This window comes from Paenibacillus jamilae (genome assembly GCF_050482105.1).
In the GTDB taxonomy this organism is placed as follows: domain Bacteria; phylum Bacillota; class Bacilli; order Paenibacillales; family Paenibacillaceae; genus Paenibacillus; species Paenibacillus jamilae_B.
Genome location: NZ_JBCNHI010000023.1, coordinates 161975 through 188738, shown reverse-complemented (window position 1 = coordinate 188738; position 26764 = coordinate 161975). Strand labels below are relative to the sequence as shown.

Genomic DNA, 26764 nt, shown 5'->3' with positions numbered 1-26764 from the left:
CGAAACAAAGAGAGGGATCACCATGATTGCGGAAAAAGGAGTATGGAACCGGCTACGGACGCGGCTATTGTTCACCGGACCCACTTTGTTTGCCTTCATCACGGTAATGATCATTCCATTCTTGTACGGCATTTATTTGACGTTCACAAACTGGGATGGTATTTCCACGACACTAACGCTGGTTGGCATCCAAAACTATCTGGCCGTTTTTCGGGATATTGAGTTTTGGAAATCGTTCGCCTTGACGCTCAAATATGTATTTTATACCGTTGTTCTTATCAATGTCATCGCTTTTATGCTGGCTTATGTGCTGACTAAAGGGTTAAAAGGACAGAGTATTTTCCGGGCAGGATTTTTCCTGCCCAACCTTGTCGGCGGTATTGTACTCGGTTTTATCTGGCAGTTCATCTTCAACAACGTGCTGGTCTATTTGGGACAACATGCCGACATTCAGGCGCTCAGCACGACTTGGCTGGCTGATCCTGACAAAGCGTTCTGGACACTCGTGATTGTAACCGTGTGGCAGAACGCGGGTTACATGATGGTCATTTATATTGCAGGTTTGACGGGTGTGCCGAATGATATTATGGAGGCTGCAAGCATTGACGGGGCGAGCAGCTGGACCAGACTGCGGAAAATGGTGCTGCCCTTGATGGTTCCTTCTTTCATCGTATGTATATTTTTGTCCCTGCAGCGTGGATTTATGGTCTATGACGTCAACCTTGCGCTCACGAAAGGTGGGCCGTTCAGTAGTACTCAAATGGTGTCGATGCATGTGTATGAAAAGGCATTCCTTTCCCGTGACTATGGTGTAGGGCAGGCAGAAGCATTCGTACTGTTCCTGATGGTTGCTCTCATCACTCTGCTCCAGGTTTATTTTAGCAAGAAGTTGGAGGTGGAGGCGTAATGGCAAGCAAAAAAATCGCTTCCTCCATGATCAAATTCATTGTGCTGACAGTCCTACTCATATTATTCATCGTACCGTTCGTCTTTCTGCTGATCAATTCGTTCAAGGAAAATATGGCGATTACCTCGAATCCGTTATCGCTTCCAGAGAGCTTCAATATGACCAACTATATGAATGCATTTGATAAAATGAATTATATCACTGCATTCACTAACTCATTGGTCATAACGGTGTTAAGTGTCTTGTTTATCTCCCTGTTCGCGGCGATGACGGCTCATTATTTTGTCAGAAACAACACCAAGTTCAACCAATATACATTTATGCTGATGGTAGCTTCCATGATTATTCCATTCCAGGCCATCATGATTCCATTGGTGAAAATTTACGGCTCACTTGATCTGCTGAACAGCAAATGGTCGCTGATTTACATGTATATCGGTTTTGGCAGCTCGCTGGCTGTTTTCATTTATCATGGATTTGTAAAGAGTATTCCGAAGGAATTGGAGGAAGCGGCGCTGATTGACGGCTGCACGCGGATTCAGACCTTCTTCCGAATCGTGTTTCCGGTATTGATGCCCACAACTGCTACCATTTCCATTCTCAATGTGCTGTGGATCTGGAATGATTTTCTGCTGCCATCGCTCATTCTGGTCGATCCCGAGCAAAGGACGCTTCCATTGTCCACATACAACTTTTATGGAACCTATACAGTGGATTATGGTCCATTGATGGCAAGTTTGGTCCTAACCATATTTCCGATCATTATCATTTATCTGTTCGCCCAAAAGTACATTATTCAGGGTGTAATGCAAGGTTCAATTAAATAACTGTAGGGGTAGGATGCCTTATCAAACATACTAGAGTGTATACGAGAGAAAATGCTGATCAATTTATTTCCCAGTCTAAGCATATGCTCCGCTCGGATTATCGATTGAACTATCATTTAATGGCTGAATTCGGCTGGATGAACGATCCGAACGGTTTTATTCAATATAACGGGCAGTATCATTTGTTCTATCAACATTACCCGTATAAATCGGTATGGGGACCGATGCACTGGGGACACGCAGTCAGCCGCGATCTTATGAAGTGGGACTATCTACCGGTCGCTTTGGCTCCGGACGGTGAGTTCGACCGTGACGGCTGCTTCTCCGGCAGTGCAATTGAGCAGGACGGGAAGCTTGTCCTGATGTATACCGGACATGTTGTAACTGGGCCTGACAAGGATCAGGATTACAAGCAGTCACAGGGAATTGCAGTATCAGAAGACGGAGTGACATTCGAAAAGTGGGAGGGCAACCCAGTCATCGGTTATGACGCCATACCGGACACGGTCAGCCGCAAAGATTTTCGTGATCCTAAGGTGTTCAGGCATGAGGACCAATACTACGTCGTTCTTGGTTCTAATGACGCCCAAGGGAACGGGCTTGTACTGCTTTACCGATCTGAAGATCTGAGAAGCTGGACGTATGTCAATGTGCTGGTTGTGAGTGACGGACGCTACGGCGATAATTGGGAGTGTCCAGATCTGTTCCCGCTCGGTGATCGGCACGTATTTATGCTATCTCCACAGCGCATGCCTGCTCAGGGAGAAGCATACCATAATCTGCATTCCACGATGTACGGTATAGGTGATTTCAATGCCGTGAACGGAACATTTACGGCAGAACGGTATGATCAGGTAGACCACGGATTCGATTTCTATGCCCCGCAGTCAACCTTGGATGATAAGGGACGGCGGATTATCATCGGATGGATGGATATGTGGGAGTCGGAGATGCCGACTCAGCAGGGGCATCATTGGGCTGGTGCGATGAGTCTTCCGCGGGAAGCGGTGATCGACCACGACAGATTGCTGTTCCGTCCGCTTGAAGAGGTGGAGAATTACCGATCCAATCTGTTCGAGCAGCATGATATCTTACTGACAGGCGAGCAGATTATGGAAACGTCTGGAGATAGCTACGAGCTGAAGGCGGTATTTGAGTTCGAGGCTGGCCATACGGAGGAATTCGGCTTGAAGCTGCGAGTGGGCGACGAAGAGGAAACGGTACTGTCGTATCGTCCCGATGACGGTCTATTCCGTTTTAACCGTGAGCGTGCTGGGATCGGGCCAGGCGGAGAGAGAAGAGTGCCCTTGGGCTTACAAGCGGGACGCCTGGAGCTGCGGGTTTTTGTCGATAAGAGCTCGGTAGAGATATTCATCGGTGACGGTGAATACGTGCTCACAGGAAGGGTGTATCCCGGAATGGAATCAACGGGCATTCGGGCGTTTGCGAGCGGAAAATGCACGATTTCCTCGTTCCAGAAGTGGGATATCCTCACATAGAATGACATGACAAACAGGAACCTGACCGTTGAGGGTCAGGGTTCCTGTTTTTTTGTGAGAATTGTACTCGTGTGATTTATGCGCGCTTATTTTGCAGGTAAGCATCAAGATATGCATCAATTCTGGTGAGGGCTTCTGCTGTGCCGCCGCATTGCTGGAAGCTATTGTTTATTTTTTGTACACCCTCTTTATAGGCTGCGTTTGACACGACCTCATGTACGGCATCTTTTAACGATTGGGCATGGATTTGATCCTTGGTTATTCGATAGCCAGCCTGAAGTTCCGTTAACCGCTGTGCGACCATGGGCTGATCCTTGTCCTGAGGCAGCACTACCAAAGGGACATTAAAGTGAATTCCTTCATTCACGCTGTTCATTCCACCATGAGTAATAAATACATCTGAATGGCGTAATACCTCCAATTGAGGTACATAGGGTGAGATAATAAAGTGCTCAGGGGCTGGATTGATTTTGGTAAAGTCGGCTTTTTCGCCAGCCGCAATCACGACGATGCCTTCAAAATCGGAAAAAGCTTCAATACAGGTGTTAAAAAAGTCTTCAGTGTGGTCCAGCACAGTTCCCATCGAAATATACAAAACCTTTTTTCCCTGTAGTCTGTCCAGCGGGAATGAATTTTCTCCTTTACGTTCTGGAAAGCTGGGTCCAATAAAAAGATGCTCGTCCCCAAATTGTTCACCATTCGGTTGAAAATACTTGCTCGTATATACAACATTCAAAGCCCCTGAATTGTTCATAAATTGAACTAACTCTTTGGGGGCAACACCGAATCTTTCCTTCATGAGATGCAGTGAAGTTGTGACTTGTTCATCAGGATGGAACGGTACTTTAGCGTCGGAGCGGAAGAGATTGGCAGCCATCAGATGATTTGAAATGAGAAAAGATGGGGATGAAGAGATGCCTGGAATATTCAAATAATCTCTTACTAATTCACCAGCTCCGAATCGATCATAGAACACCAAGTCAAATTGAATACGCTCGGACAGCTCCTGAGTGATGGCTAAGATGTCCATCGAAGTCTGGATATGAATATTCAAAAATGCGTTCAGTCCTGCCGGAGTGTTGGTATCAATGGAAGCAGTCCTGACCAGATCAGGATGCAGGTGAACCTTCGCTCCAACTGCTTCGAGTCTATTCTTGTATTTCTCAGTTGTAATGTAATGAACTTGGTCCCCTCGTGCTGCAAAGGCTTGCGTGATCCCAAGCGTGGGGTTTACATGTCCTTCTGCCGGAAAATTAACCATTAATACATTTAACATCCATCCTTACTCCTTTCCTACTCTTTCATTTAAGATGCAGTTTAACTGAATCTCTTAATCCATAATAACAATAATATTTATTTTTTCAAATGATATCCTTTCATGAAACGTGTTTTAATCATCGGCCAACATAATTTTAAAGAATAAGGATAGGGACATGTTGGCATGAAATGTGTATAACAAATATTTACCTCGTGCATAGTAAGGGAGAACTCTACTTAGCAAGGGAGGTTTTTTCTAAGTGAATGTTCAAAGAGCGCAAGAAATAGCGTCCTCTTCCATTATGGCGAATGTGTTGTGCGATGGGTTACCCATCTATATTCAGCATGTGAATGAACAGCGTGAGACGGCACGGATCTATGCACTGAACAATCCAGAAGAGGAACGGGAAGTACCTTTGTACACGTTGACGGAACGAGATCAAACCCTTGAATAGAAAGGAGCGACATGAAAAGTGAAACCAAATCAGCAGAAAGAGATCGAGGCAGATCGTTTGAATTTTCGTGATCAGACGGATGATGTGGTCAGACAAGTACCCGCCACCACGGATGCCAGCGAAGCCGTTGCAGCAATGACTTCTCATATCAATAAGTATGATGTACCAGATGAGTTGGAAGAGGAATAGAGAGTGGCCAAGCGCGCACAGGATAACCTGCTGCGTGCTTTTTATATGACGTATAATTTTGGATGGTATCGAACAAAAAGTATTCCATGCCCAAACGTACAAGTGAAGCTGCCCATGTGTACGTTTTTTTCTTTTCGTTTTTTTGTAAAATAAGTTATACATGATTACTGTTCAAAAGAAATGACCAGCTGCTCAGAGCGGCATTGTTTCTAATAAGTTGAAAAACCGAATTCAGAATTGTAGGAGGGAATTATGAACGATGAATACAATGTACAGGTTCAAAATCTAGAGCCGGAAATAAGTGAAAGTAAAGGTGAAGGTGAAGTTGAGACCAAGGACATTTCGAAAGTATTAACCATCATATGGATTTTTATAATATATAGTGAGTCTGTCATTCTTCAACATTTATCCAGCGGTCTAAATCTGCTGCAAAGCTTCTTTTTCACTGTAATCATCATATTGCACATTCTTTTGTACTTGCATGCTCATAGAGTTGCAAAATATTTTTCATGGGCTTATTTTGTTGTGCAAGGGGGATTAATCTTTGCAAGTGCATTTCTTCTACCTGAAAGCTTCTCCATAGTACTGGTGGGGTTAATGCCCGTTTTGGTAGGTCAGAGTATAGGTATTTATTATAAGCCGCTTAAGGTTATTCTTGTATTTTTAATCTCCTATGTACTTTTTTGTGTGGCTGTGGTCTGGCATAATGACGGCAGGCAATTTGTGTTGTTCATCCCGCTATTTTTTCTCATTGCAGTTGTTATCATAGCGTATGCCATTCTTTTTCTCAAACAAGTCAAAGCACGAATTCGAACGCAAAACGTTCTGAAAGAGCTTGAAATCGCACATCAAAAGGTGGAGGAACTTACACTTGCTAACGAACGACAACGTATGGCCCGTGATCTGCATGATACGCTGGCTCAAGGTCTCGCTGGGCTAATCATGCAGCTTGAAGCTATTGATGCCCATCTGACCAAAGGAAGTACGCAAAGAGCTCAGGAGATCGTCCAGCAATCGATGTCACAAGTGCGAAGGACCTTGTCTGATTCGAGACGAGCCATCGACAATCTGCGTTCGAAAACCATCTCGGAGGTTGACTTTGCAGAAGCAGTAGAAGAAGAAATACAGCGATTTACAATGGCTACGAGCATTCGTGTAATACGCAACATTAAAATTAAAGCTTCAGTCCCCAGACTGCTGTTTGAACATGGATTGTTTATTATAAGCGAGTGTTTAACCAATGTAGCGAAGCATTCACACGCGAATACCGTATGGATTAATATTTTAGATAACGAAGGCAGGATTGAAATTGAGATTCGTGATGATGGAAAAGGATTTGATACGGATATTATTGCCAAGCAAACAGGACATTACGGAATAATAGGTATACATGAACGTGTACGGATGCTCGGTGGAAGCATAAATATCAACAGTATAGTTCAAAAAGGAACAGCTATCAAAATAGAGGCGCCTCTTGCTAAAGGAGATCTATCATGAAATACAAGATTTTAATCGTCGACGATCATTGGGTCGTAAGAGAAGGGTTAAAGCTGGTGTTAGAGACCAATGACAGCTATGAAGTTATTGGCGAGGCCGGAGAGGGTATAACAGCTCTTAAATTGATCGAAGAACTTCAACCGGATGTCATATTGCTGGATTTGTATATGCCACAAATGAGTGGTTTGGAAACTATGAAAGCCCTCAGAGAAAAACAAAATGAAACGCCAGTCATTATTCTGACTACCTATAATGAAGATGATTTAATGATTAAGGGACTTTCATTGGGAGCAAAAGGATATTTGCTAAAGGATACCAGTCGGGAAAACCTGTTTCGCACGATTGAGTCAGCACTAAGGGGCGAAACGCTGCTTCAGCCAGAAATCACAGCAAGAGTGTTCGCTGCAACGAATAAGAAAGAAGCCAAGCCAGAGCCGGACGAAAGCAACTTAACTCTTACTGATAAGGAAAGGCACATATTAAAGTCTGTTGCACATGGTTTTAAAAGCAAGGAAATTGCCTTTGATATGGGGATCTCAGAGCGTACTGTCAAAGCGCATTTAACGAATATTTATAACAAGCTTGGTGTTGATTCCAGATCCGAAGCCGTTGCCGTTTCGTTGGAACGTGGTATTTTACAGCTTTAGAGATGTTAACTGAATATATGTAAGTTCATTGCCCAGTCGTACATAAGGTGCTTGCCCCTTTGTACGATTTTTTTGTGTGTTCATTGTTATAACATGAAACAAGAAATGAAAAAAGCCTACATGACCCACGGGTTGCTGATAGCACCTTTAGAAGAGAGAATCAGGGAGGATGACATGAAGTTGAAGAGAAAAGGAATCAGGATCATGATTACAGGGATTGCATTAGCTATAGTAGCTTCCGGTTGCTCCAGTGCAACGGAGAACTCTGTAACACAAGCAAGTCACCCGGTAAAAGTAGAGAAGCTTGTAATGAAACCTTTGGCCAATGATTTTAATTTGGCAGGAACATTGCAGGCCAGTAATGAAGCTAGTGTTTCCTTTGAAGCGGATGGACGTATATTGAACACTATGGTTGAGGTAGGGGATTCCGTAGAAAAAGGGAGCGTCCTTGCGAAGTTGGATACATCTGCTTACCAGTTGCAGTTGGATCGGGCCAAGGCAACCATGGAAAAGGCAAAGGCCGGTCTTAGCCAAGCGGAGGCTTCCGTTCAATCGGCACAGGCGGGTATTCATAGTTCGCAATCCCAGGTCGATGCGGCCCAATCGAAATTGCAGGAATTGAATAATGGTGCCAAAAAGCAGGAAATTGCCCAGTCACAAAATGCGGTTACTGCGGCAACCAATACCTACAATAAGAAAAAGGCGGATGCCGCACGGACGCAGAGCCTGTTCCAGGCAGGCGCAGCATCATTGTCGGAAAATGAGAATGCACAGCTGGAATTAACGAATGCACAAAAAAGTCTAAGTGACGCACAAGAGCAGCTGTCTCTCTTGCTTGCAGGCGCCTCGCAGGAACAACGTGCTCAGGCTTCAGCTGGTATAGAGCAGGCCAGAGCAGGGCTGGAAACCGCTATTGCTACGAAACAGCAAGGACTAGCCAGTAAAGCTCAAGCGCAGGCTACCTACGAGGATGCATTGGCTGCTTATGAACAGTCATCCTTGTCACTTAAAAAAGCGACTTTAACCTCCCCGATCACTGGCGTGGTCATTGAAAAAAAGGTAGCCGATGGTCAACTGGGCTCCAGTGGAAGTGAGGCATTCATCGTCGGAAATATCAAGACCTTAAAAGTACTTCTGCCCGTACCGGACAGCGAAATCTTATCATGGAAGAAAAACCAAAAAGTAAATATATCTCTCTATGATGAAATTAGAACAGGGACCGTCACTCAGATCTATCCATCGACGAATGCCAAAACAGGCAGTATTAATGTGGAAGTTAGCATTCCTAATCCCGAACTGAATTGGAAGCCTGGACAAGTCATCAGCGCATCTAAAAGTGTGAATCAAGCGGAAGCACTGTTAGTGCCTGTAGAATCCGTGATTAGTACGGGAAGTGACCCTTATATTTTTAAAGCTGTAAATGGCAAGGCTGTTAAAACCACGATTAAAGTGGGAAAAGTGACGAATAATCAATTCGAAGTTCTATCCGGGCTTCAGGCAGGCGATCAAATCGTTACACAAGGAGCAGGAACCTTATTTAATGGAGATTTAATTGGGAATGATGTGCTTGGGAAAGCGGAGGAGTCGTCCGAATGATTAGATATATCGTTAAAAAGCAGAAAATTACGCTCATTTTCTTTGGCATGTGCATACTGCTAGGGCTCTTCAATTTTACATCGTTACCGAAACAGGAGCAGCCTGATGTAATTCCCATGACCGCCAGTGTTACAACGATCTATCCGGGTGCCTCACCTGAAAGAATCGAGCAAACCATTACCAAGATTATGGAACAAAAAATTAAATCTGTACAAGGTGTCAAAACGATTTCTTCCACTTCCTCGAAAGGGCAATCCAGCATCATCATAGAAGCTTTGAATGATGCGGACCCGACCAAAGTATGGGCTGATCTACGTACAAAGGTACAGGACGCCCAATCCGAGCTCCCAGACGATGCGATGCAGCCTATGATTAATGATAGCATGACTAGCTCTTTCATCGGTTCATATGCGATTACTTCTGATAAGGTTGAGGATTTATACTCGTTAAATGAAACAATGAACAAATGGAAGGATCAATTAAAAACGGTCCCCGGTATTTCGCAGGTTAATATTCAAGGAATACCCGAGCAAGAGGTACGAGTCAGCTTAGACACGCAAAAGATGCAACAATATAACATTTCCTGGGAACAAGTCGTTCAAGCGATCAAGGATGAGAATGATAGAGTGCCTACAGGAAGTATGGATTTCAATGAGCGTACTTATCAGCTGACGGTGAATGCCTCAACGGATCCATCGATTCTAAATAACGTCCAGATTTCAAGCAATGACGATGGATTTCCGATATCTTTGAAGGATATAGGTACTGCCTCGCTTGTTTTTAAAAAAGCAGCTAGTTATACGTATGTGAATACCAAGCCTGCTATTTCGATCAGTGTAAGCGGGGATATAGGAACGGATGTGCCGACAGTATCCAAAGCAACAACAGCTAAAATCAATCAGCTGGCGAGCAGTTTGCCGAAGAATGTACATTTTGAGCTGCTTTTTGCACAAAATGATCGAGTGAGTGATATATTTGGAAACCTGACCAAAGAGATGATCATCGCTATTTTATCGGTCATTGTGATATGTACTTTAGGTTTGAATTTGCTGACTTCTGCATTTGTAGCCTTAGCCATTCCTGTTTCCATCGCCATCGGCTTTATTTTCTTGCCATTGACAGGAACGACGCTGAATCAAATTTCAGTCATTGGACTCATCATCGTGCTAGGGATATTGGTTGATGATGCTGTCGTGGTCAATGACAACATAGAACGCCGGCGCTCTGAATTTGGAGAAAATGCTACAGAGGCGGCTGTTAAAGGAACCAAAGAGGTGTCCTTATCCATCATTACAGCTACGCTAGCTACGGTTGCAGCATTTGCCCCGCTGCTATTTCTGCCGGGTAATATCGGAGACTTTATTAAACCGATCCCTACCGTTATTTCGTTAACGATGCTGGCGTCGATGATTATGTCGCTAACGATTATTCCTATTTTCCGCCAATGGTATGATCAACGCCGTAAAGGAAAAGAGAGTAACCAAACCATTAAGCCACCTGGGCTATTGGGTCACCAAATCCAGTCTCTATCCAACGTGTACTCTAAAAACTGGATGCCAAGAATACTGCGGCGTCCGCTTTTAACAGCGCTGATTGGTCTAATGATTGGTACGGCAGCTTATGGGCTACTTGCGCTTGTTCCCATTCAATTATTTCCGGAATCTGATCAAGCGGATGCCACGATCAGCGTAACAATGCCGGAAGGAACATCGTTGCAGGCAACCAATCGGGTTATTAACGAGATTGGGATGTGGGTCAAAAAACAACCAGAAACAGAACGGCTGTCGGCAGCGGCAGGTGGAGGAGCGCCTCAGATGTACAGCGATGTTGCAGGCGGTCACGGTTCTGGAGGAGCGGTTAACGGTCAACTTGCTGTCGTTGGAAAAGAGGGGCTATTCGATCTTCAAAAAACAGTAGATAACTGGACCCATACGCTGCAAGCCAAATATCCATCTGCATTGATCAGCATTCGTGTTCCTCAATTAGGTATTCCGGTCGGCAGTGCGGTGTCTATCCGTATAAAGGGCGAAGATATTGATAAACTGCAAACCATGACAGCTAAAGTCAAAGAAATCGTTGCGGGCACCCCAGGAACTGTGGACGTGACCGATAATATGGGGATGCAAAGCTATAATCTGAATTTCCAAGTTAACCCACAAGCCTTGGATAAATATCGGGTTAGCTATTCCAATTTGACGCGAACTCTGTTGTTAATGGGTAATGGAGTCAATGTAACGGATTTTGATACAGGCAAGGAATTGCTGGATATAAACCTATACATGAATAAACCAAACGATGATCCTGAGGTATTGTTCCAACAATTAAGTGTAACCAATGCGGCAAAAGAGCAAATTTCCTTATCCCAGTTAGTCACGATGAAACCGGACTTTTCCATTCAGCAAATCCACCGCTATGATTTGGAACGGACGGTCACGATCTCAGCCAATGCAAATGGGCGTACGGCTACAGAACTCACTAATGACATCCGTAGCCAACTAACCCATACACAGTTTGAGCCGGGCTACACCTGGCAGATGGGAGGAGAAACATCTGCGCAGTCAGATATTTTTAAAGATTTGGGCAAATTAGCCATTATCGTTGTTTTTCTCATCTTGCTCTTGATCACGATGCAATTTTACTCCGTCTCCACACCGCTCATTATTATGACCACTGTGTATCTGGCAGCGGCAGGTGGTATTCTTGGAAGCTTTATTTCAGGCATGCCCATCGGATTCATGAGCATTATGGGGATCATTTCACTGGCCGGTATCGTCGTGCGCAACGGTATTGTGTTGATAGAGTTTATCGAAGATGCGCGGCGTGAAGGGGCTGAACTGACAGACGCAATTCTTATGGCATGTTCTGCCCGTTTCCGTCCAATCTTGCTTACTTCGCTAACTGCAATTGTGGGTATGATTCCTATTGCCACCATAGGGGAAATCCTCTTTAAACCGTTGGCAACGACCATTATCTTTGGACTGATCTTTTCGACTATTTTAACCTTGTTTGTCGTTCCGACTCTGTATATGGTCGTAGCTCATCTGAAGCTGAAGCGGAAGCAGAAGCAGAAGCAGGAAAAGTCTATAAATACCGATAGCTCATTGACGTTGTAGGTAAATACAAAAAAGAATATAATTCAATCTTCCTTTTAGAATACGGATCGTACATAAGGCGAATGTCTTAATGTACGATCCTTTTTATTTGTTGACATAGTCAACAAAAATTATTACTATAATTGTTGCAAAAGTCCACTAAATAGGGGGAGTTATGGTCAATATCGATGCTAATATCATAGCGGATATGAGGCGTTTTAATCGGTTCTATACGAATTTACTTGGTGTTTTAGATAGACATGTGCTGGATAGCGGATATTCCTTTACCGAGGCACGTGTCATTATAGAGATCGGGTTGATCGAGCCGTGTATTGCGAATACTCTGGTCGAATCTCTTCAAATTGATCGCAGCTATATGAGCAGGATCATTGCTAAATTTTGCAAAGAGGGCTTTCTTGTTAAGGAAAATTCAACGTTGGATAATAGAACAAATCTAATTCGTCTGACACCCAAAGGAAAAACGTTCTACAACCAATTGAATGAAAGATCTGATGAACAAATTCTAAGATTAGTTCAAGGACTTTCAGAAGAAGAGATTACAGAATTACATGCTTCTATGTTGTTAATTCGGAAGAAATTGGATATTTCGGAGAGGATACAGGATGATACGATTTGAATGCGACTATACCGAAGGTGCTCATGAGCGTATATTAAAGCGACTACTGGAGACGAATGAGGAACAAACGCCAGGCTATGGTGTGGACGATCATTGTGAAAAAGCCAGAGCTTACATTAAAAAGGCATGTGACTCCGAAAATGCGGATGTACACTTTTTAGTTGGAGGTACACAGACGAATACAACGGTCATTTCTTCGATTTTGCGTCCACATCAAGGCGTGATTGCGGCAACTTCTGGACACATTGCTGTGCATGAGACCGGAGCAATTGAGGCTACTGGACATAAAGTACTGACATTGCCAAGCGAGGATGGGAAAATCCGGGGTGAACAGGTAAAGGCAATGTACGACGCTCACTGGAGTGATTCTGCTCCTGAGCATTGTGTACAGCCCGGGATGGTTTATATTTCTCAACCTACCGAGAATGGAACGATCTATAGCCGCTCCGAACTGGAAGTGTTAAGTAGAGTCTGTCGTGAATGTGGTTTACCACTGTTTATAGATGGAGCCCGCTTAGGCTATGGTTTGGTTGCAGAGGATAGCGATGTATCGTTAGCAGATATAGCAAAGCTGTGCGATGTGTTTTATATAGGCGGCACTAAAATTGGAGCAATGATGGGCGAAGCGGTAGTTATCATAAATGATGCCTTGAAACAAGATTTCAGATACATGATCAAGCAAAAAGGAGGACTGCTGGCTAAGGGCAGAATGCTGGGCATTCAGTTTGAGACACTGTTTGAGGACGGTTTATACTTTGAGATTTCCAAGCACGCCATAGATATGGCCATGTTGCTGCAAAAAGGATTATCCGAGCAAGGATTTTCTTTCCAATATCATTCAACAACCAATCAGCAGTTTCCGATTTTATCAGATCGTATATTACAGGCATTGAGCGAAAAATATACTTACTCCTTTTGGGAAAAGGTTGATGATACCCATACTGCTGTTCGATTCTGCACCAGTTGGGCCACGAAGAAAGCAAATATTGAAATGCTGCTTGAGGATATTAAAGTATTGCAATAAAGCTCATGAATAAACGATAGATATCATTTTGAAAATGTAGAATGGACGATGGAATAGGCCATACTTCGTTGCGCACATTGCAGCGAAATATGGCTTTTTTGTTGTCATGTATTTAATCCAAGTGATTTGTCTTTAGTTCCATGAAAAAGCAAGCAGATATAAAAATGGAAAAACAGGACAAGAGCAGATGTATAAAATTAGCGCCTAATTATTTACACTGAATACCTATCGAACCTGTTTACGGTATTGAAGAGGGGAAAGGCCGGTTATTTTTTTAAAGATTTTATTAAAATGGGAGGCATGACCGAAGCCGACATCCTCCGCAATGTGCTGGATTTTGTCCTTGGTGGTTCGCAGTCTGGTTTGAGCAGCCCTGACCCTCACTACGCGGATGTACTCGCTGAAATGAAAGCCAGTCAATTTTAGAAAGATGCGGCTTAGGTAAGCCGGACTTATAAAAAAGCAGGCGGCTACTTGTTCGAGAGTTAACGGCTCATTGAAATGGTCCTGAATAAAGGACGAAATTTCTGTGATTTTCTGATGCATGGGATGAGAAGAAACAAGTTCACTACGCTCGGCCGCTTCTGATCGGTGCACCAGGATAAGCATTTCCAGCAGCAAATGCTGTACACAACGGTCATGCAGAGGCTGCTTGTTCCTGCATTCGGTATTCATTTGCAGGAACAGCCGTTCAACTTCGACTTGCTCTCTCGCCGGTAAGCGAAGCAACGCAGATTGCTGATACGGTGGCAGCTCCAGAATGTCACGATCCTGCTGTGGGAGAAACGTCGGAGAAAAATGAATCAAAATGCGTTCTGTTTCCTCCAATTGCGTACTGGCGGTAGAGTGTAAGTCATGAGGGAGGATGAATATCAGATCGCCCTTGCGAGCGGTGTAAACCTTGCCGTTCATAAAATAGATGCGTTCGCCCTGCAGCAAAAAATACAGCTCATAGTTCTCATGAACATGAGGTCTGGGCATAATGGTGAAGCCGGTACGGTAGATGTGATGAATGGAGAATTGTTGTTCTCCAATGACATATTTGTCTTCCTTTATTTCATTCATGTGCTTCTTCCTTTGCCAATTAAGATAAGTAAGCGCATTCATATACCCATAGTATATATGACACCTGCCCACGGTAAAAGCAGAAAAGATTGATGAAAGGAGGTGAAGATGCTTCTGAACGTCTCGGATCATTTTTTATAAAAGTATGCGCTGATGTGAAAGAAAATCTTAGGGAGGAAACAGGATATGAGCAAGCAGCGTACATGGAGAAAGGTGCTATGTAATGTGGTTGTGGGTTCATTGTTGTTGACCTTGTGCCCGCCACTGATTCAGGCTGAGACTGCGGTAGGGACAGAGGTGGCAAAAGCGGAAAAAGTAGCGACGAATATTCCGGCGTTTCCGGGGGCTGAAGGTGGCGGTAAATATGTTACCGGCGGACGCGGAGGTGAGGTATACGAAGTTACCACGTTGGCAGACTACGGTAAAGGTGAGCAGGTGATCCCCGGATCTCTTCGTGCAGCGGTCAGCTCCGATAATCGTACGGTCGTATTCCGGGTGGGTGGGACCATTCATCTTAAGGAGCCACTTAAAATCCTGGGCAACAACCTGACGGTTGCGGGTCAGACAGCTCCTGGCGATGGCATAACTGTAAGCGATTACACAACAGGAATTAATGCAGATAACGTTATTCTCCGTTACCTGCGTTTTCGATTAACCGACCGTTATCCCAGCGAGGATGATGCATTAGGAGCCAGATATCATAAAAATATTATGATTGATCACTGTTCCTTTAGCTGGTCGGTGGATGAGGTGCTGAGTCTGTATGATAACGTAAATACGACAGTACAATGGTCCATTGCGTCCGAAAGTATGCTAATGACCACGCACCAGAAAGGTCGCCACGGCTATGGCGGCATATGGGGCGGTCGCAATTCTACCTATCATCATAACTTGTTGGCTCACAATGCAAGTCGCAATCCGCGTTTTCCAACCGATAAAAAACAACTCGACGCTGTAGAAATGACCAATAACGTCATTTATAACTGGGGATTTTTCTCTTCTTACGGTGGCGGTGAAGGATCGTATAATGTGCTGAATAACTACTATAAGTATGGTCCCAACACATATAAGGACGTTCGCAGTCAAATTTTTGTAGATGTGGGTAGTCAAAAATATAAAACACGTATGTTTATTGGTGGCAATTACATGTATGGGAACGAATCGGTTACTACAGACAACTGGCAGCTTGGAACATCCATTGGATCGATTATCGATCCTTCCACTCGTTTGGCAGAGCCAATTGAAGTCCGAGGGGAATACGACAACGGGATTTCACCAGATGCGTATGGTCCGTATCAAGCGACAGATGCACAGACCGCCTATACTGAGGTGCTTGCCGGTTCAGGAGCCACGCTGCCAAGAAGAGATGCGGTGGACGCTCGGATTATGAATGATGTGAAGAATGGAACGGGGGCGTTTATCAACTCCCCGCGTGAGGCAGGGTGGATTTACGATGATTATAGCGTAACTACCACGGAGCTTACTGACAGTGATCATGATGGCATGCCGGATGAATGGGAACGCGCCCATGGGCTGGACCCCAAAAATGCAGACGACCGCAACGGTCAGGAGCTTGCTGGCACAGGCGAGTATGCTCATTTTGCCAAGGGCTATACGAATTTAGAGGTCTATCTAAATGATCTTATTGAGAAGCTGTCCAATGGTAGTGAGGTGGATAATCCAGAGGCCGTCGTTCAGGTGTCTGATGAAAGCGGACGTTCACTGAAGCATAACGATATTTTGGAAGCCGGACGTGATGCGACCATAACTGCAATGGCCAAGGACCAAGATGGTATTGCTCACGTTGAATTTGTCACTGACGGCAAACTTGCTGGAAAAGTAGAGAATGCGCCTTATCGAATCGATTGGAACCATGTAGCGGACGGTACCCACTACATTGTTGCACGGGTGACAGACCGCAAGGGGGCTGCTACATTTTCCAATCCTGTCACCATCCACGTCAACACGACTGCACCAACGGGAAGCTGGCTTAGTGAAGAAGTTGGCTCTGAGGGCAACGATGGCTATATCCAAGGGCATACTGAGGTATTAAAAGAAGATACAAACGGTAGTAGCATCCGGCTGAAATCGGCGGGAGATATTGATGGTAAGGCCGATCTTTTCCATTATGCTTATCAGAAATGGGAGGGAGACGGTGAAATTACTGCCCGGGTGGAGAAGATTACTCCTGTGGATGATAATGCCGAGGCAGGTGTAATGATTCGTGAATCCCTGAAGCCTGGATCAAAAATGGCCTTTATGTCTTTAGCATTTGTTAAATATGGTAAACAGGGGATTCTTATCAGTCGTGATCAAACGGAGGGTACAACCAAGCGCGCGTCAATGGAAACGTTTATTCCAACGCCATATTCGGTTCGCCTTGTGCGACAAGGGCAAAAGCTTACCGGATGGGTGTCCGCCGATGGTGTGACGAACTGGGAGAAGGTTGGTGAAACCGTTATGGATTTGCCGGATCATCAACCGCTATTGTTCGGGTTAGCTACCGATGCATCCAAACAGCAAAACGATGTATGGAATTACAATACGTCGGAATTCAGTAATGTGATGATCCGCAAGCTGGCAGACTCAGGAGGAACTTCTCCCACGAGTGTGGTTGTATCGACCTATGGCCCTGCTGACTACACATCTCTCCAGGCAGCTATTGATGCAGTTCCTGACAACCGTAACACAAGGACTGTGATTCATCTCAAAAACGGTACGTACCGTGAGAAAATAAAGGTGAACTCCTCCAAAAAAAATCTGAGCATTATCGGAGAAGATCGGGACAAAACGATCATTGCTTTTGATGATACGGCCAAGACCGTGGTAGACGGAAAAGAGTTAGGAACGAGCAACAGCTATACCATGCGTGTGCAAAGTCCTGACTTTGTGTTGGAAAATGTGGCGGTCGCCAACACAGAGGGGACCGGACAGGTGCAGGCTGTAGCGTTATATGCTGAAGGCGATCGTGGCAAGTATCACAATGTCAAAATCACCGGATTACAGGATACTTTGCTCGCAAACCGTGGCAGACAATATTTTAAGGACAGCTACATCAGTGGAAGTGTGGATTTTATATTTGGCAATGCCCCTGCCGTGTTTGATAATTCGATCATACACAGCCTGCGTGCCGGATACGTAACAGCCGCTTCAACGGAAGAGAACCAGCCAGGTTTTGTATTTACTCAGTGTCGTCTGACAACCGAAGCTGGCTTGACAGGCAAGGTGGATCTTGGGCGACCATGGCGTCCTTACGCACATGTTACTTTTTTGAAAACCTATATGGATGACCATATCAAGCCAGGTGGTTGGAACAATTGGGGTAAGGAATCCAATGAGCAGACTGCAAGATTTGGAGAGTACGACAACTTTGGACCAGGTGCAGAAAGCAGCGGGCGTGTACCTTGGGCCAAACAGCTTACGGCTGACGAAGCAAGCCAGTATACTGTTGAAGCTGTTCTGAGCGGGACAGACCATTGGAATTGGCGTCTATAGTTGTATGTTCAATACATAAGCGGGGGATGCGCTTCAAGCGTTTCCCCCGCTTATGTGTGTGTATTGAAATCATTTGTTTTTATGGTAAATATTTTATATATTGAATGAGGGAAGTAGGTAAACATCATGGACAAAACTAACATTTTTTTTTAAATACATTATGTTGTCGGAGGTGTAGGATGGCACGTGTGTTGGTTGTGATCACGCCTGCTGAAGGCCATGTTAACCCGTCATTAGGATTAATTAAGCAATTGGTCGATAGGGGAGAGGAAGTAGATTATGTGTGTTCAGAGGAATTTGGTACGAGAATTCAACAAACGGGAGCAAACCTGATCACCTATCCATTTAGTGTGGATGCATTTATTCACAATCCTGTATTAAAGCCGGCTGAATATAAACATCATTATCAATTCGTGAATATGATCGTTAAAGGTTTGATTGAACCTATTATTCCAACGGTTATGAAAGCAATTGAAAATAAAGTATATGATTATTTGATTTATGACTATTTGATGGGGTGGGGAGGCAAAATTATAGCAGAAAGCCTCGGAATACCCGCGGTATGTACGGTCTGTTCGTTTGCTTTCGTAGAGCCTCTAGGATCTGATCAAGGCGGGGATGATCATGACGTAAAAGTGAGAGCGCTTTATGAGGATACGATGAAAGTAGTACATCAATTAGCTGAGGAGTTTCAGGTTGCCGTCCCTGCTATTGATGAGCTCGATTCGCATTCCCACAGCCTAAAGATCGTGTATACAAGCCGTTATTTTCAACCGCAAGCTGAAAAGCTGGATGACAGCTATATTTTTGCAGGTCCATCTATTGTACCTCGTAAAGATGCGCCCTCTTTTCCGTTCGACCAGCTTCGTGCTTTGTATCCGCAGGTTGTTTATATATCATTGGGAACTATCCTTAATAGAGATTTGGAGTTTTACAAGCTTTGCTTTGAAGCATTTCGTGATTTGCCTGTGCAATTTGTACTTTCATCAGGCCCATGTGCGGAGATGGAGTTATTGGCGGATAGTATTCCGGACAATTTTATGATCAAATCTTATATTCCGCAGCTGGAAATGCTCCAGCGTGTAGATGCATTTATCACACATGGGGGAATGAACAGTGCAAGCGAAGCCCTGTATTACAACGTGCCGATGGTTCTGGTCCCCATGACATCGGATCAGCCGCTCGTGGCCAATCGGGTTCAAGAGCTGGGAGCGGGTATTGCTGTGAATAAAAATGAGCTTACACCCGCTATCTTAAAAGCTGCTTTGCTAGAGGTTTTAAATCAAGCCATCTATAAACAACAGGCGCATGTAATTGGCGAATCACTACGTCAGGCTGGAGGTTATACATATGCGGCCGATGCAATTATGAGCCGTTTCTCTACTATAGAAAAATAGGGTGCGTGTGCGGAGGCTCACGATTCTAATCAATCTGGGCTATGCGTGGCACAATCATAACAAAGCAGCACGTAATCGGACTTTGGGTTCTTGTCCAGACTGCGTGCTGCTTTTGTGTTGGTGCTGTCCTATAGACTGTGATTTCTTTCCCGTAGAGCGGCCGGTTTATCAAACTCTAATTTTTTTGAAATCGCCAGCAGACCGAGAGAACAAAGAATCAGGAATAAACAAATCCAATAGGAGTTTCGGTAACCCATCCATTGAGCGAACAATCCGCCCATTAAGCTCCCCGCCAGTCTGCCGATCGTTGTCGCATTGGAATACAGTGTCGAGGCGTATCCGGGCAGAGATGGCAGCAAATCCTGCATATAGCTGATACCAATGGCGGAAATCACTGCAACAAAGAAGGCTAAAAGAAGCTGCCCCACGAAAAGTTGCCACATCTGCGTAGACATAAGGACGAGAAGGTAATAGACGACGCCTGTTAAAGCCCCTAAAAATATAAGCAAACGGTTGGAGTATTTGGCTGCTAGTACGCCTAGCATGAGCATCAGGGGGATTTCTAAGATTGCACAAATACTGGATACCAGGGCAACATCATTCGTGTCACCTTTTAAATTGTGAATGATGAACAAGGAAATATTCAAACTGTTCATCCAGTGAGATGTATAAAGCAGAGTAAGAACTACAAAAGGAATCAGAATTTCAATGTTTTTATGTAATGTAATGTGATGAAGTGAACGTTGATCCTTTTTTTGAGACTGAACAGAAGGCTGCTTGATAAAAAAGAATAGTAGAATGGCAATAAGTACAAAGATAGAGGTCGTACCGACAAAAATACCTTTAAAGCCCGTATGGGCAATCAAGAAGGAACCCAAGAGCGGCCCGGTAATAAAGCCAAGAGAAAACATAGAACGAAGCGTTGAATTCGCAAAGGCATGATCCGCAGATTTACTGCGGTCTACCGCTTCACGTGCACTGGCAAATAACTGTGGCATCCCGGGAGCACCAACAGCCGTAAAGACAGTCATATAAATAAAAAGCATATAAAAATTTTGGATTACAAGATACCCTGCGAAGGCTATGGCATTAAATAACGTACAAATCACTAAAATCTGTTTACGATCCAATCCAGTATCAGAACGTTTGGCAATAAGGGAGCTTATCCATATGCCGCAAATCAAAGTCACTGCTGTAAATATACCAAAGGTCCCCACAGATACCCCAAGTGTGCTTGTAAAATAAACAGCTAAAAAAGGTGCACTGATGGAAATAGCCATACCCTGCAATAACATACAGATCATGAATAGTGGATAATTTGGGATAACGAAAAGATTTTGAATACGCTTTAGCATTTCATTTTTACACCCCTTCAAATGTAGAAGCAGAACCATACATAACTATTCCATCTAAACTATATATGACTTTAGCATAATTTGTATATTTTCATTGTGTAAAATATTATAAATTATTTTCACTGAAGCGATCTATGAACTGCTTAATCAGTTCATTCAATGTTCCAGCGGCTTTCGTAGGAAGGCGGTGATCAGCTTCTTTAACAAAAAAAAGCTCACTCTTCGGTAATCGCTGATTCAATATGTTGGCATAAGGATGAAAATGTTGATCCTCTTCACCGTAAATGAGCAGAACAGGAAGATGGATTTCACCCAGCCGCGAGGTACAGTTGTACTTCAAGCTGTAACGGTAAAATTGCTCGACATTCCTGGGATTACTTTGCTTCGCATCAATGAATAACTTATAAAACAAAGATAACTGTTTCGTTTGCGACCAAGCGTTAGAAAGCGCAATCGTACCGACCGCACCAAACTTTGAAAGAGCAATGCCCAAAGAAATTTTGTTTCTTAGCCCCCATTCGTTTACCTCCGACATTCCGCTGATCACAATGCCTCCCCATGCCCGATCTGGATAAGTCAAAAGGAATTCTAATACGATTGAGCCTCCGATAGAATATCCACACAAAAATACTTTGTCCAAGCTCAGCCGGTCCATCAAATGCTTAATATCCTCTACGATGAGCGGGTAAGTAATCGATTGTTCGGAAGGCTGACTTTTACCGTGTCCTCTGATGTCAAAAGCTATAGTTCGAAAATAGGGCGACAGCCCTTGGATTTGGTATGTGAAATTGGAGCTTGTGAGTACCGGAGGGTGAATGAATAGGATGGCTGTTCCTTCGCCGGAATCGATATAATACATGGAGTTTTCGTGTAGGGTTGTAATAGTCATCGTCATGCTCTCTTCCTGAATGGTTTTGATCTTAAAATTGGCTTATTCAATCCAAAAAATTCATTGGAGCTGTAACTTTGAATGCAGGAGCCCTCTTTTTATCCCGATGATCTAATGAATCCACGTTCATCAATGCTATTGTTTTTAGGGGAAAAGCGAAACACGCTTTAAAACAATGAATTCATATGAAGGAAGATATGTTGTCATCATGGTCCAACCAGAATATGAACTCGTGATCGTTTTTGATCTTAAAATTGAGCTCTATTTGTATGTGAGCATTAGTTATATAATCGAAAATGAATAAATGATTTTTTAATATAAGTATATGTTAATAACGTAATGTAATGGAGGTTTGTAGAACATTGATTTTGTTGGCATGCATTATATTCTTAGTCACTTTAGTAATGGTAATCTGGCAACCTAAACATCTGTCCATTGGATGGTCTGCCTGCGGCGGTGCCATACTCGCCTTGCTGGTTGGTGTAGTGGATTTGCATGATGTTTGGGAAGTTACTCGAATGGTCTGGAATGCAACACTAGCTTTTGTTTCCATTATTTTGATTTCCTTAGTCCTTGATAAAATCGGCTTCTTCGAATGGGCAGCACTTCACATGGCACGGATAGCCCGTGGAAGCGGAACCCGCATGTTTGTCTACGTGAGCGTGTTAGGCGCTGTCGTTGCAGCCTTTTTTGCCAATGACGGCGCGGCCCTAATATTGACGCCAATCGTGCTGGCGATGGTCCGGGCATTGAAATTGGATGAGAAAATGGTGTTTCCTTTTATCATAGCGAGCGGATTTATTGCAGATACGACGTCGCTTCCGCTTGTCGTCAGCAACCTCGTTAATATTGTGTCAGCCGATTTCTTTGGAATCAGTTTTATGGAATATACGAGTCGTATGATTGTACCTAATCTGTTCTCCTTAGCAGCTAGTATCATGGTACTGTATCTCATTTTTCGCAAAAGAATTCCTAAAACGTTTGATGCAACACAGTTAACCACGCCTGCAGATTCGATAAAAGATCCAAAGATGTTTCGTATGTCCTGGGTCATTCTCACAATCTTGTTGATTGGCTACTTTGTCTGCGAGTTTTTTGACATTCCCGTCTCGGTGGTGGTTGGTATCATTGCCATACTTTTCTTGCTGATAGCTAGAAGAAGCCCTGTGGTGCCCATGAAAGAAGTCATCAAGGGAGCTCCATGGGCCATCGTATTTTTCTCTATTGGGATGTATGTGGTGGTGTATGGTCTGCGTAATGCCGGTTTGACGGATCTGCTATCCCATGTGATTCAAGCGGCTGCTGATCAAGGGATGTTTGTAGCCACTATGGCCATGGGTTTTATTGCGGCGATTATCTCGTCGAGTATGAATAACCTGCCTACGGTCATGATTAATGCGCTTGCCATTAATGCCACTCATGCCACCGGTATAGTCAAAGAGGCGCTGATTTATGCTAACGTCATTGGGTCGGATCTTGGGCCAAAAATAACTCCAATCGGTTCATTAGCCACATTATTGTGGCTGCATGTGCTCCGTTCGAAAAACGTGAAAATTTCTTGGGGGACTTATTTTAAAACAGGCATTGTCTTAACCATTCCTACACTTTTTATTACGCTGCTGGGCTTATATCTGTGGTTAATCATGTCATAATGGAGCATTGAAGAATTTATACATTCATACGAGGGAAAGACATCTATTCGTTACATTGATATTTACAATGATGTGTTTGATAATAAATGGATATCGCACGAGACAAAGATACCCGAAAGTGAGGGACCTGAAATGGCGACAAAATTATATTACACTGCTCCAAATCTTACGGAGTGGGACACTCATATTACACAAAGCATGGAAAGAGACGGAGCATTTTTTGTTATGCTTGAGGAAACGGCCTTTTATCCGCATGGCGGAGGTCAGCCGTGTGATACAGGAACGATTCAGGGCATCCGTGTATTAGATGTCATGCTTGAGGATGGGGACATTTGGCATCAGGTAGAACGTTTGCCGGAGGATGAGAAAGTGTCCTGCCAATTGGATTGGGAGCGCCGATTTGATCATATGCAGCAGCATAGTGGGCAGCATTTGCTATCAGCAGTTTGTCTGGAGCTGTTAGGGGCGCGGACAGAAAGCTTTCATTTGGGGCAAGAGTACGCCACAATTGATATCCACTGTTCGGATGTAACCTCTACACAGCTATCGGCAATCGAACAGGAGGCAAATTGGCAAATCTACAGCAACCGTAGCATAAAAAGCTATTTTGTAACGCATGAGCAATTGAAGGATATACCACTTGTGAAGATGCCTAAAGTAACGGAACACATTCGGATTGTTGAGATTGAAGGCATTGAATATAATGCTTGCGGCGGTACACATGTGGCTCAGACCGGGGAAATCGGAATGATTAAATGCTTGAAATGGGAGAAGCAGAAGGGGATGGCGAGAATCCATTTCAAATGTGGTGCTCGCGCACTCCACGACTTTAATGAGGGTGTTCGGATTTTGGACGTGCTGTCTGCGAAGTTCAATACGGGACGAAAGGATATTTTGACTCGATTCCAAAAGTGGGAGCAGGAGCATAAGCAGCTCAAGGCGCAAGTGGAGCTTCTGCAAGAGGAAAATGCATCATACCAGGCGAAAGAGTTGCTGTCTGCTGTACAGGGGCATGTTCTTGCTCATGTATTCGAACAAAAATCCATTCAGGAGATGCAGCAATTAGCTACCAAGCTGACCGCTGAACACGATTTACTTGTTTTATTTGCCACAACAGCAGAAAACAAAATCATTCTTGCACATAACGGCACCCAATCTGTTAACTGTGGAGCATTTTTAAAAGAAAATCTGGGCGCGTTTCAGGGCAAGGGGGGCGGTAGCAACCAATCTGCTCAGGCAGCATTTTCGTCCCGCGAGAACCTCTTGGATTTCTTTGAAACGGCCCAGCGACAGCTCATTCAGGGCTAATGGAATGGAGGATTAGTGACGCAGCGGCAGCTTCCACTTTTCCTCTTCTGTAAATAAAATAAAAGAAAAAATAAGTGCAATAACAGCGCCCCAAATGGCTTTATCCCCAATCGTCAAAGTCAGAAATCCCCCCAGTAAAGCTCCTGCCAAGAAGGCTGCGAGGATAACACCATAACGCATCGCTCGAATAGCAGCGTTCGTGTCCTTGGTCGTTATGGCAACATACATAGCCTCTGTAGCTGATCGTAGATTACCGGTGCTGACCGTGGAGGTGTACGGCACATCAATGAGCTTGCGGAAGGAAGTCATCTGTACGGAAGCGACGAACGAGACGATCACTACCACTACCGTATTAGGAACTCCTTGCGGAATAAGTCCCACGATGAAAAAAATTGCTATTTCCAGTAAAAGAATAGCGCGGGCCCAATCCGGAGTTAGACGGTGGGTTGATTTTCGTTTAATCCCTTCAGCAACAAAAACGCCCAGTGAAAAGGCGATCAGGGGCGGGATATAGGCTAAAGCCTGAATCCAGTGCCCTTCAATGGCTTTGACAGCCAGCAGCACGATATTACCTGTCTGTGCGTTGGCGAACACACCGCCTCTTCCCACATAGGTATATGTGTCCAAAAAGCCCCCTACTAATGATAGTAAGGCGCCCAGTCGCAACGATTCGGACGTTACCTGATGTAAATGGATTTTGCCTTTCATATTCACGGCATAAGCCTCCTATGCTAAAACGTCGATTCCTCTAACTTAGCACGACAATGCAGATTCGACAATTGATTTGGACACTTCGGCACGGAAATGGCACAAAGAAACCGCATTCAGTCCCATTTTAATGAAAAGGACGTGAAGCGGCTTCTTTGGGGTGCTTGTTTATAGTGTCTGTCTGCGACTCAAAGTGTGTTAACGAAGGGCATGAACGAGCGCTTCGCCAAATTCCTGTGCACCGTCTGGACCGTCGGCTGTAATAATGTCATTATGCGCAACGACATGCTGTGCCACATATTGGACTTGATGCGATTGGAGCTGGTCCTTTTGTACATCCACTGGATAACATGTAGCTGTTCTTCCAGAGAGCAGTCCGGTTTGAGCCACGGCTACGGAGCCTGCACAGATGCCCCCCACTAAAGTCTTTTGCTCATGAGCTTGTTTCAGCAGAGCTTGAAGATCCGCGTTATTCCACAGATGATCATTCGTTCCTGATCCACCGATCACAGATACCACATCATAATCAGCCAGCACAGCATCTGTAAAAACAAGATCAGCCGTCGCTTTACCGTTGTAGTCACCTGTAATTTCACCTGTTTTTGTACTGGCTAGTGTCACAGTAACGTCTGCTTGTTCCAGCGCTTGCTGTGGTTTAAACAATTCATCCTCATTAAAGCGCTCTGGGGGTATAATAAAAAGGGCTTTTTTACTCATACTCTATTCCTCCTTGAATGTGTAACGTTATCTACTATTGTAGGCTGGCTTTGTTAGGCTGTGAAGAATGCACTTTCAAGTACGGAGGTTACCTGCAGGTTACTATTAAGGCAAGATCATGTTGATGTAGAAGGAGTTAATTGATATATGTCTGATACGCTGAGAGAAGAAATACGGGAGAAAATTGTTAACGGTGACTACAACTGCGAAAAGGAACTAACGTTATCTGTGCTGAGCGGAAAATGGAAGGTCGTTATTTTATGGCATCTGGGTGTGGAAGGGCCGCACCGGTTCAGTGACCTGCAAAGATTGTTTCCGAAGCTATCGCACAAAGTGCTGACCAATCAGTTACGGGAGTTGATGGAGGACGGTATTGTACACCGCGAGGTGTATCCCGAAGTGCCTCCAAAGGTGGAGTATTCGATGACTGAGCTGGGGATGACGATTTTACCGATTGTGGAGATGATGTATGACTGGGGTAAAAAACGGGTGCAATCCATCCGTGAGGAAATGCAGCGCAGCAGTGAGGGGAAACTTTAAATACCAAATGT

22 protein-coding genes are annotated in these 26764 nt (G+C 44.3%); 16 read left to right on the top strand and 6 right to left on the bottom strand.

The window, feature by feature from the left end; translation table 11 throughout:
* The first annotated feature begins 22 nt into the window (after positions 1 to 22).
* The 3 genes from ABEW32_RS23635 to ABEW32_RS23625 are packed head-to-tail and all read left to right on the top strand — an operon-like array spanning position 23 to position 3233.
* On the top strand, positions 23 to 907 hold the full coding sequence (locus ABEW32_RS23635; RefSeq protein WP_016820423.1) for a carbohydrate ABC transporter permease: 885 nt from the start codon (positions 23 to 25) through the stop codon (positions 905 to 907).
* Positions 907 to 1734, top strand: coding sequence for a carbohydrate ABC transporter permease (locus ABEW32_RS23630; protein WP_430192362.1), 828 nt, complete (start codon positions 907 to 909; stop codon positions 1732 to 1734). Before ABEW32_RS23635 ends, ABEW32_RS23630 begins: the two co-directional genes overlap by 1 nt.
* Before the next feature lie 35 nt (positions 1735 to 1769).
* On the top strand, positions 1770 to 3233 hold the full coding sequence (locus ABEW32_RS23625) for a glycoside hydrolase family 32 protein (RefSeq protein ID WP_430192360.1): 1464 nt from the start codon (positions 1770 to 1772) through the stop codon (positions 3231 to 3233).
* Between the two features lie 76 nt (positions 3234 to 3309).
* On the opposite strand, the gene ABEW32_RS23620 is transcribed toward ABEW32_RS23625, so the two are convergent.
* A complete protein-coding gene (locus ABEW32_RS23620; RefSeq protein WP_430192358.1) occupies positions 3310 to 4509 on the bottom strand; it encodes a macrolide family glycosyltransferase in 1200 nt (399 codons plus the stop codon).
* 241 nt (positions 4510 to 4750) lie between these two features.
* Between ABEW32_RS23620 and ABEW32_RS23615 the strand changes: the two genes are divergently transcribed.
* The 8 genes from ABEW32_RS23615 (at position 4751) to ABEW32_RS23580 (ending at position 13627) form a co-directional block, all read left to right on the top strand.
* Positions 4751 to 4945 carry an H-type small acid-soluble spore protein gene (locus tag ABEW32_RS23615; RefSeq protein ID WP_430192356.1) on the top strand — a complete coding sequence of 65 codons (195 nt, stop codon included), beginning with the start codon at positions 4751 to 4753 and terminating at the stop codon, positions 4943 to 4945.
* Between the two features lie 18 nt (positions 4946 to 4963).
* Positions 4964 to 5134 (top strand): hypothetical protein, encoded by a 171-nt coding sequence (locus ABEW32_RS23610; RefSeq protein WP_430192354.1) that lies wholly within the window; start codon positions 4964 to 4966, stop codon positions 5132 to 5134.
* 252 nt (positions 5135 to 5386) lie between these two features.
* Positions 5387 to 6631 carry a sensor histidine kinase gene (locus ABEW32_RS23605; RefSeq protein WP_430192352.1) on the top strand — a complete coding sequence of 415 codons (1245 nt, stop codon included), beginning with the start codon at positions 5387 to 5389 and terminating at the stop codon, positions 6629 to 6631.
* Positions 6628 to 7278, top strand: a complete 651-nt coding sequence (locus ABEW32_RS23600; protein ID WP_430192350.1) for a response regulator — start codon at positions 6628 to 6630, stop codon at positions 7276 to 7278. Before ABEW32_RS23605 ends, ABEW32_RS23600 begins: the two co-directional genes overlap by 4 nt.
* 174 nt (positions 7279 to 7452) lie before the next feature.
* On the top strand, positions 7453 to 8874 hold the full coding sequence (locus tag ABEW32_RS23595) for an efflux RND transporter periplasmic adaptor subunit (RefSeq protein WP_430192348.1): 1422 nt from the start codon (positions 7453 to 7455) through the stop codon (positions 8872 to 8874).
* Complete coding sequence (locus ABEW32_RS23590) at positions 8871 to 11987, top strand: efflux RND transporter permease subunit (protein WP_430192346.1); 3117 nt, start codon at positions 8871 to 8873, stop codon at positions 11985 to 11987. Before ABEW32_RS23595 ends, ABEW32_RS23590 begins: the two co-directional genes overlap by 4 nt.
* Positions 11988 to 12141: 154 nt before the next feature.
* On the top strand, positions 12142 to 12603 hold the full coding sequence (locus ABEW32_RS23585; RefSeq protein ID WP_430192344.1) for a MarR family winged helix-turn-helix transcriptional regulator: 462 nt from the start codon (positions 12142 to 12144) through the stop codon (positions 12601 to 12603).
* The gene (locus tag ABEW32_RS23580; RefSeq protein WP_430192342.1) at positions 12590 to 13627 is read left to right on the top strand and encodes a threonine aldolase family protein; all 1038 of its coding nucleotides are present in this window, start codon (positions 12590 to 12592) and stop codon (positions 13625 to 13627) included. The genes ABEW32_RS23585 and ABEW32_RS23580 overlap by 14 nt, the downstream gene beginning before the upstream one ends.
* A gap of 225 nt (positions 13628 to 13852) precedes the next feature.
* On the opposite strand, the gene ABEW32_RS23575 is transcribed toward ABEW32_RS23580, so the two are convergent.
* Positions 13853 to 14692 carry a helix-turn-helix transcriptional regulator gene (locus tag ABEW32_RS23575; protein WP_430192340.1) on the bottom strand — a complete coding sequence of 280 codons (840 nt, stop codon included), beginning with the start codon at positions 14690 to 14692 and terminating at the stop codon, positions 13853 to 13855.
* A gap of 186 nt (positions 14693 to 14878) precedes the next feature.
* Between ABEW32_RS23575 and ABEW32_RS23570 the strand changes: the two genes are divergently transcribed.
* Both ABEW32_RS23570 and ABEW32_RS23565 read left to right on the top strand, forming a co-directional pair.
* Complete coding sequence (locus ABEW32_RS23570) at positions 14879 to 18187, top strand: pectinesterase family protein (protein ID WP_430192338.1); 3309 nt, start codon at positions 14879 to 14881, stop codon at positions 18185 to 18187.
* A 179-nt stretch (positions 18188 to 18366) separates the two neighbouring features.
* Complete coding sequence (locus ABEW32_RS23565) at positions 18367 to 19584, top strand: macrolide family glycosyltransferase (RefSeq protein WP_430192336.1); 1218 nt, start codon at positions 18367 to 18369, stop codon at positions 19582 to 19584.
* A gap of 128 nt (positions 19585 to 19712) precedes the next feature.
* Here the strand turns inward: ABEW32_RS23565 and ABEW32_RS23560 are convergent, their stop codons facing one another.
* Both ABEW32_RS23560 and ABEW32_RS23555 read right to left on the bottom strand, forming a co-directional pair.
* Positions 19713 to 20939 carry a sugar efflux transporter gene (locus ABEW32_RS23560; protein ID WP_430192335.1) on the bottom strand — a complete coding sequence of 409 codons (1227 nt, stop codon included), beginning with the start codon at positions 20937 to 20939 and terminating at the stop codon, positions 19713 to 19715.
* Between the two features lie 106 nt (positions 20940 to 21045).
* Positions 21046 to 21828 carry an alpha/beta fold hydrolase gene (locus tag ABEW32_RS23555; protein WP_430192333.1) on the bottom strand — a complete coding sequence of 261 codons (783 nt, stop codon included), beginning with the start codon at positions 21826 to 21828 and terminating at the stop codon, positions 21046 to 21048.
* A 362-nt stretch (positions 21829 to 22190) separates the two neighbouring features.
* Here ABEW32_RS23555 and ABEW32_RS23550 point away from each other — a divergent pair, with 362 nt between their 5' ends.
* Together ABEW32_RS23550 and ABEW32_RS23545 are read left to right on the top strand one after the other, a co-directional pair.
* Positions 22191 to 23480 carry an arsenic transporter gene (locus tag ABEW32_RS23550; RefSeq protein WP_430192427.1) on the top strand — a complete coding sequence of 430 codons (1290 nt, stop codon included), beginning with the start codon at positions 22191 to 22193 and terminating at the stop codon, positions 23478 to 23480.
* Positions 23481 to 23612: 132 nt separating this feature from the next.
* Complete coding sequence (locus ABEW32_RS23545; RefSeq protein ID WP_430192331.1) at positions 23613 to 24788, top strand: alanyl-tRNA editing protein; 1176 nt, start codon at positions 23613 to 23615, stop codon at positions 24786 to 24788.
* Between the two features lie 12 nt (positions 24789 to 24800).
* Here ABEW32_RS23545 and ABEW32_RS23540 read toward each other — a convergent pair whose 3' ends face one another.
* Positions 24801 to 25502 (bottom strand): YoaK family protein, encoded by a 702-nt coding sequence (locus tag ABEW32_RS23540; protein ID WP_430192329.1) that lies wholly within the window; start codon positions 25500 to 25502, stop codon positions 24801 to 24803.
* Between the two features lie 192 nt (positions 25503 to 25694).
* Entirely contained in the window at positions 25695 to 26213 is a 519-nt protein-coding gene (locus ABEW32_RS23535; protein ID WP_430192327.1) for a DJ-1/PfpI family protein, read from the bottom strand.
* Positions 26214 to 26360: 147 nt separating this feature from the next.
* Between ABEW32_RS23535 and ABEW32_RS23530 the strand changes: the two genes are divergently transcribed.
* Positions 26361 to 26753: a winged helix-turn-helix transcriptional regulator gene (locus tag ABEW32_RS23530; protein ID WP_430192325.1), complete on the top strand. Its 393-nt coding sequence runs from the start codon at positions 26361 to 26363 to the stop codon at positions 26751 to 26753.
* The last annotated feature ends 11 nt before the right edge of the window (positions 26754 to 26764 follow it).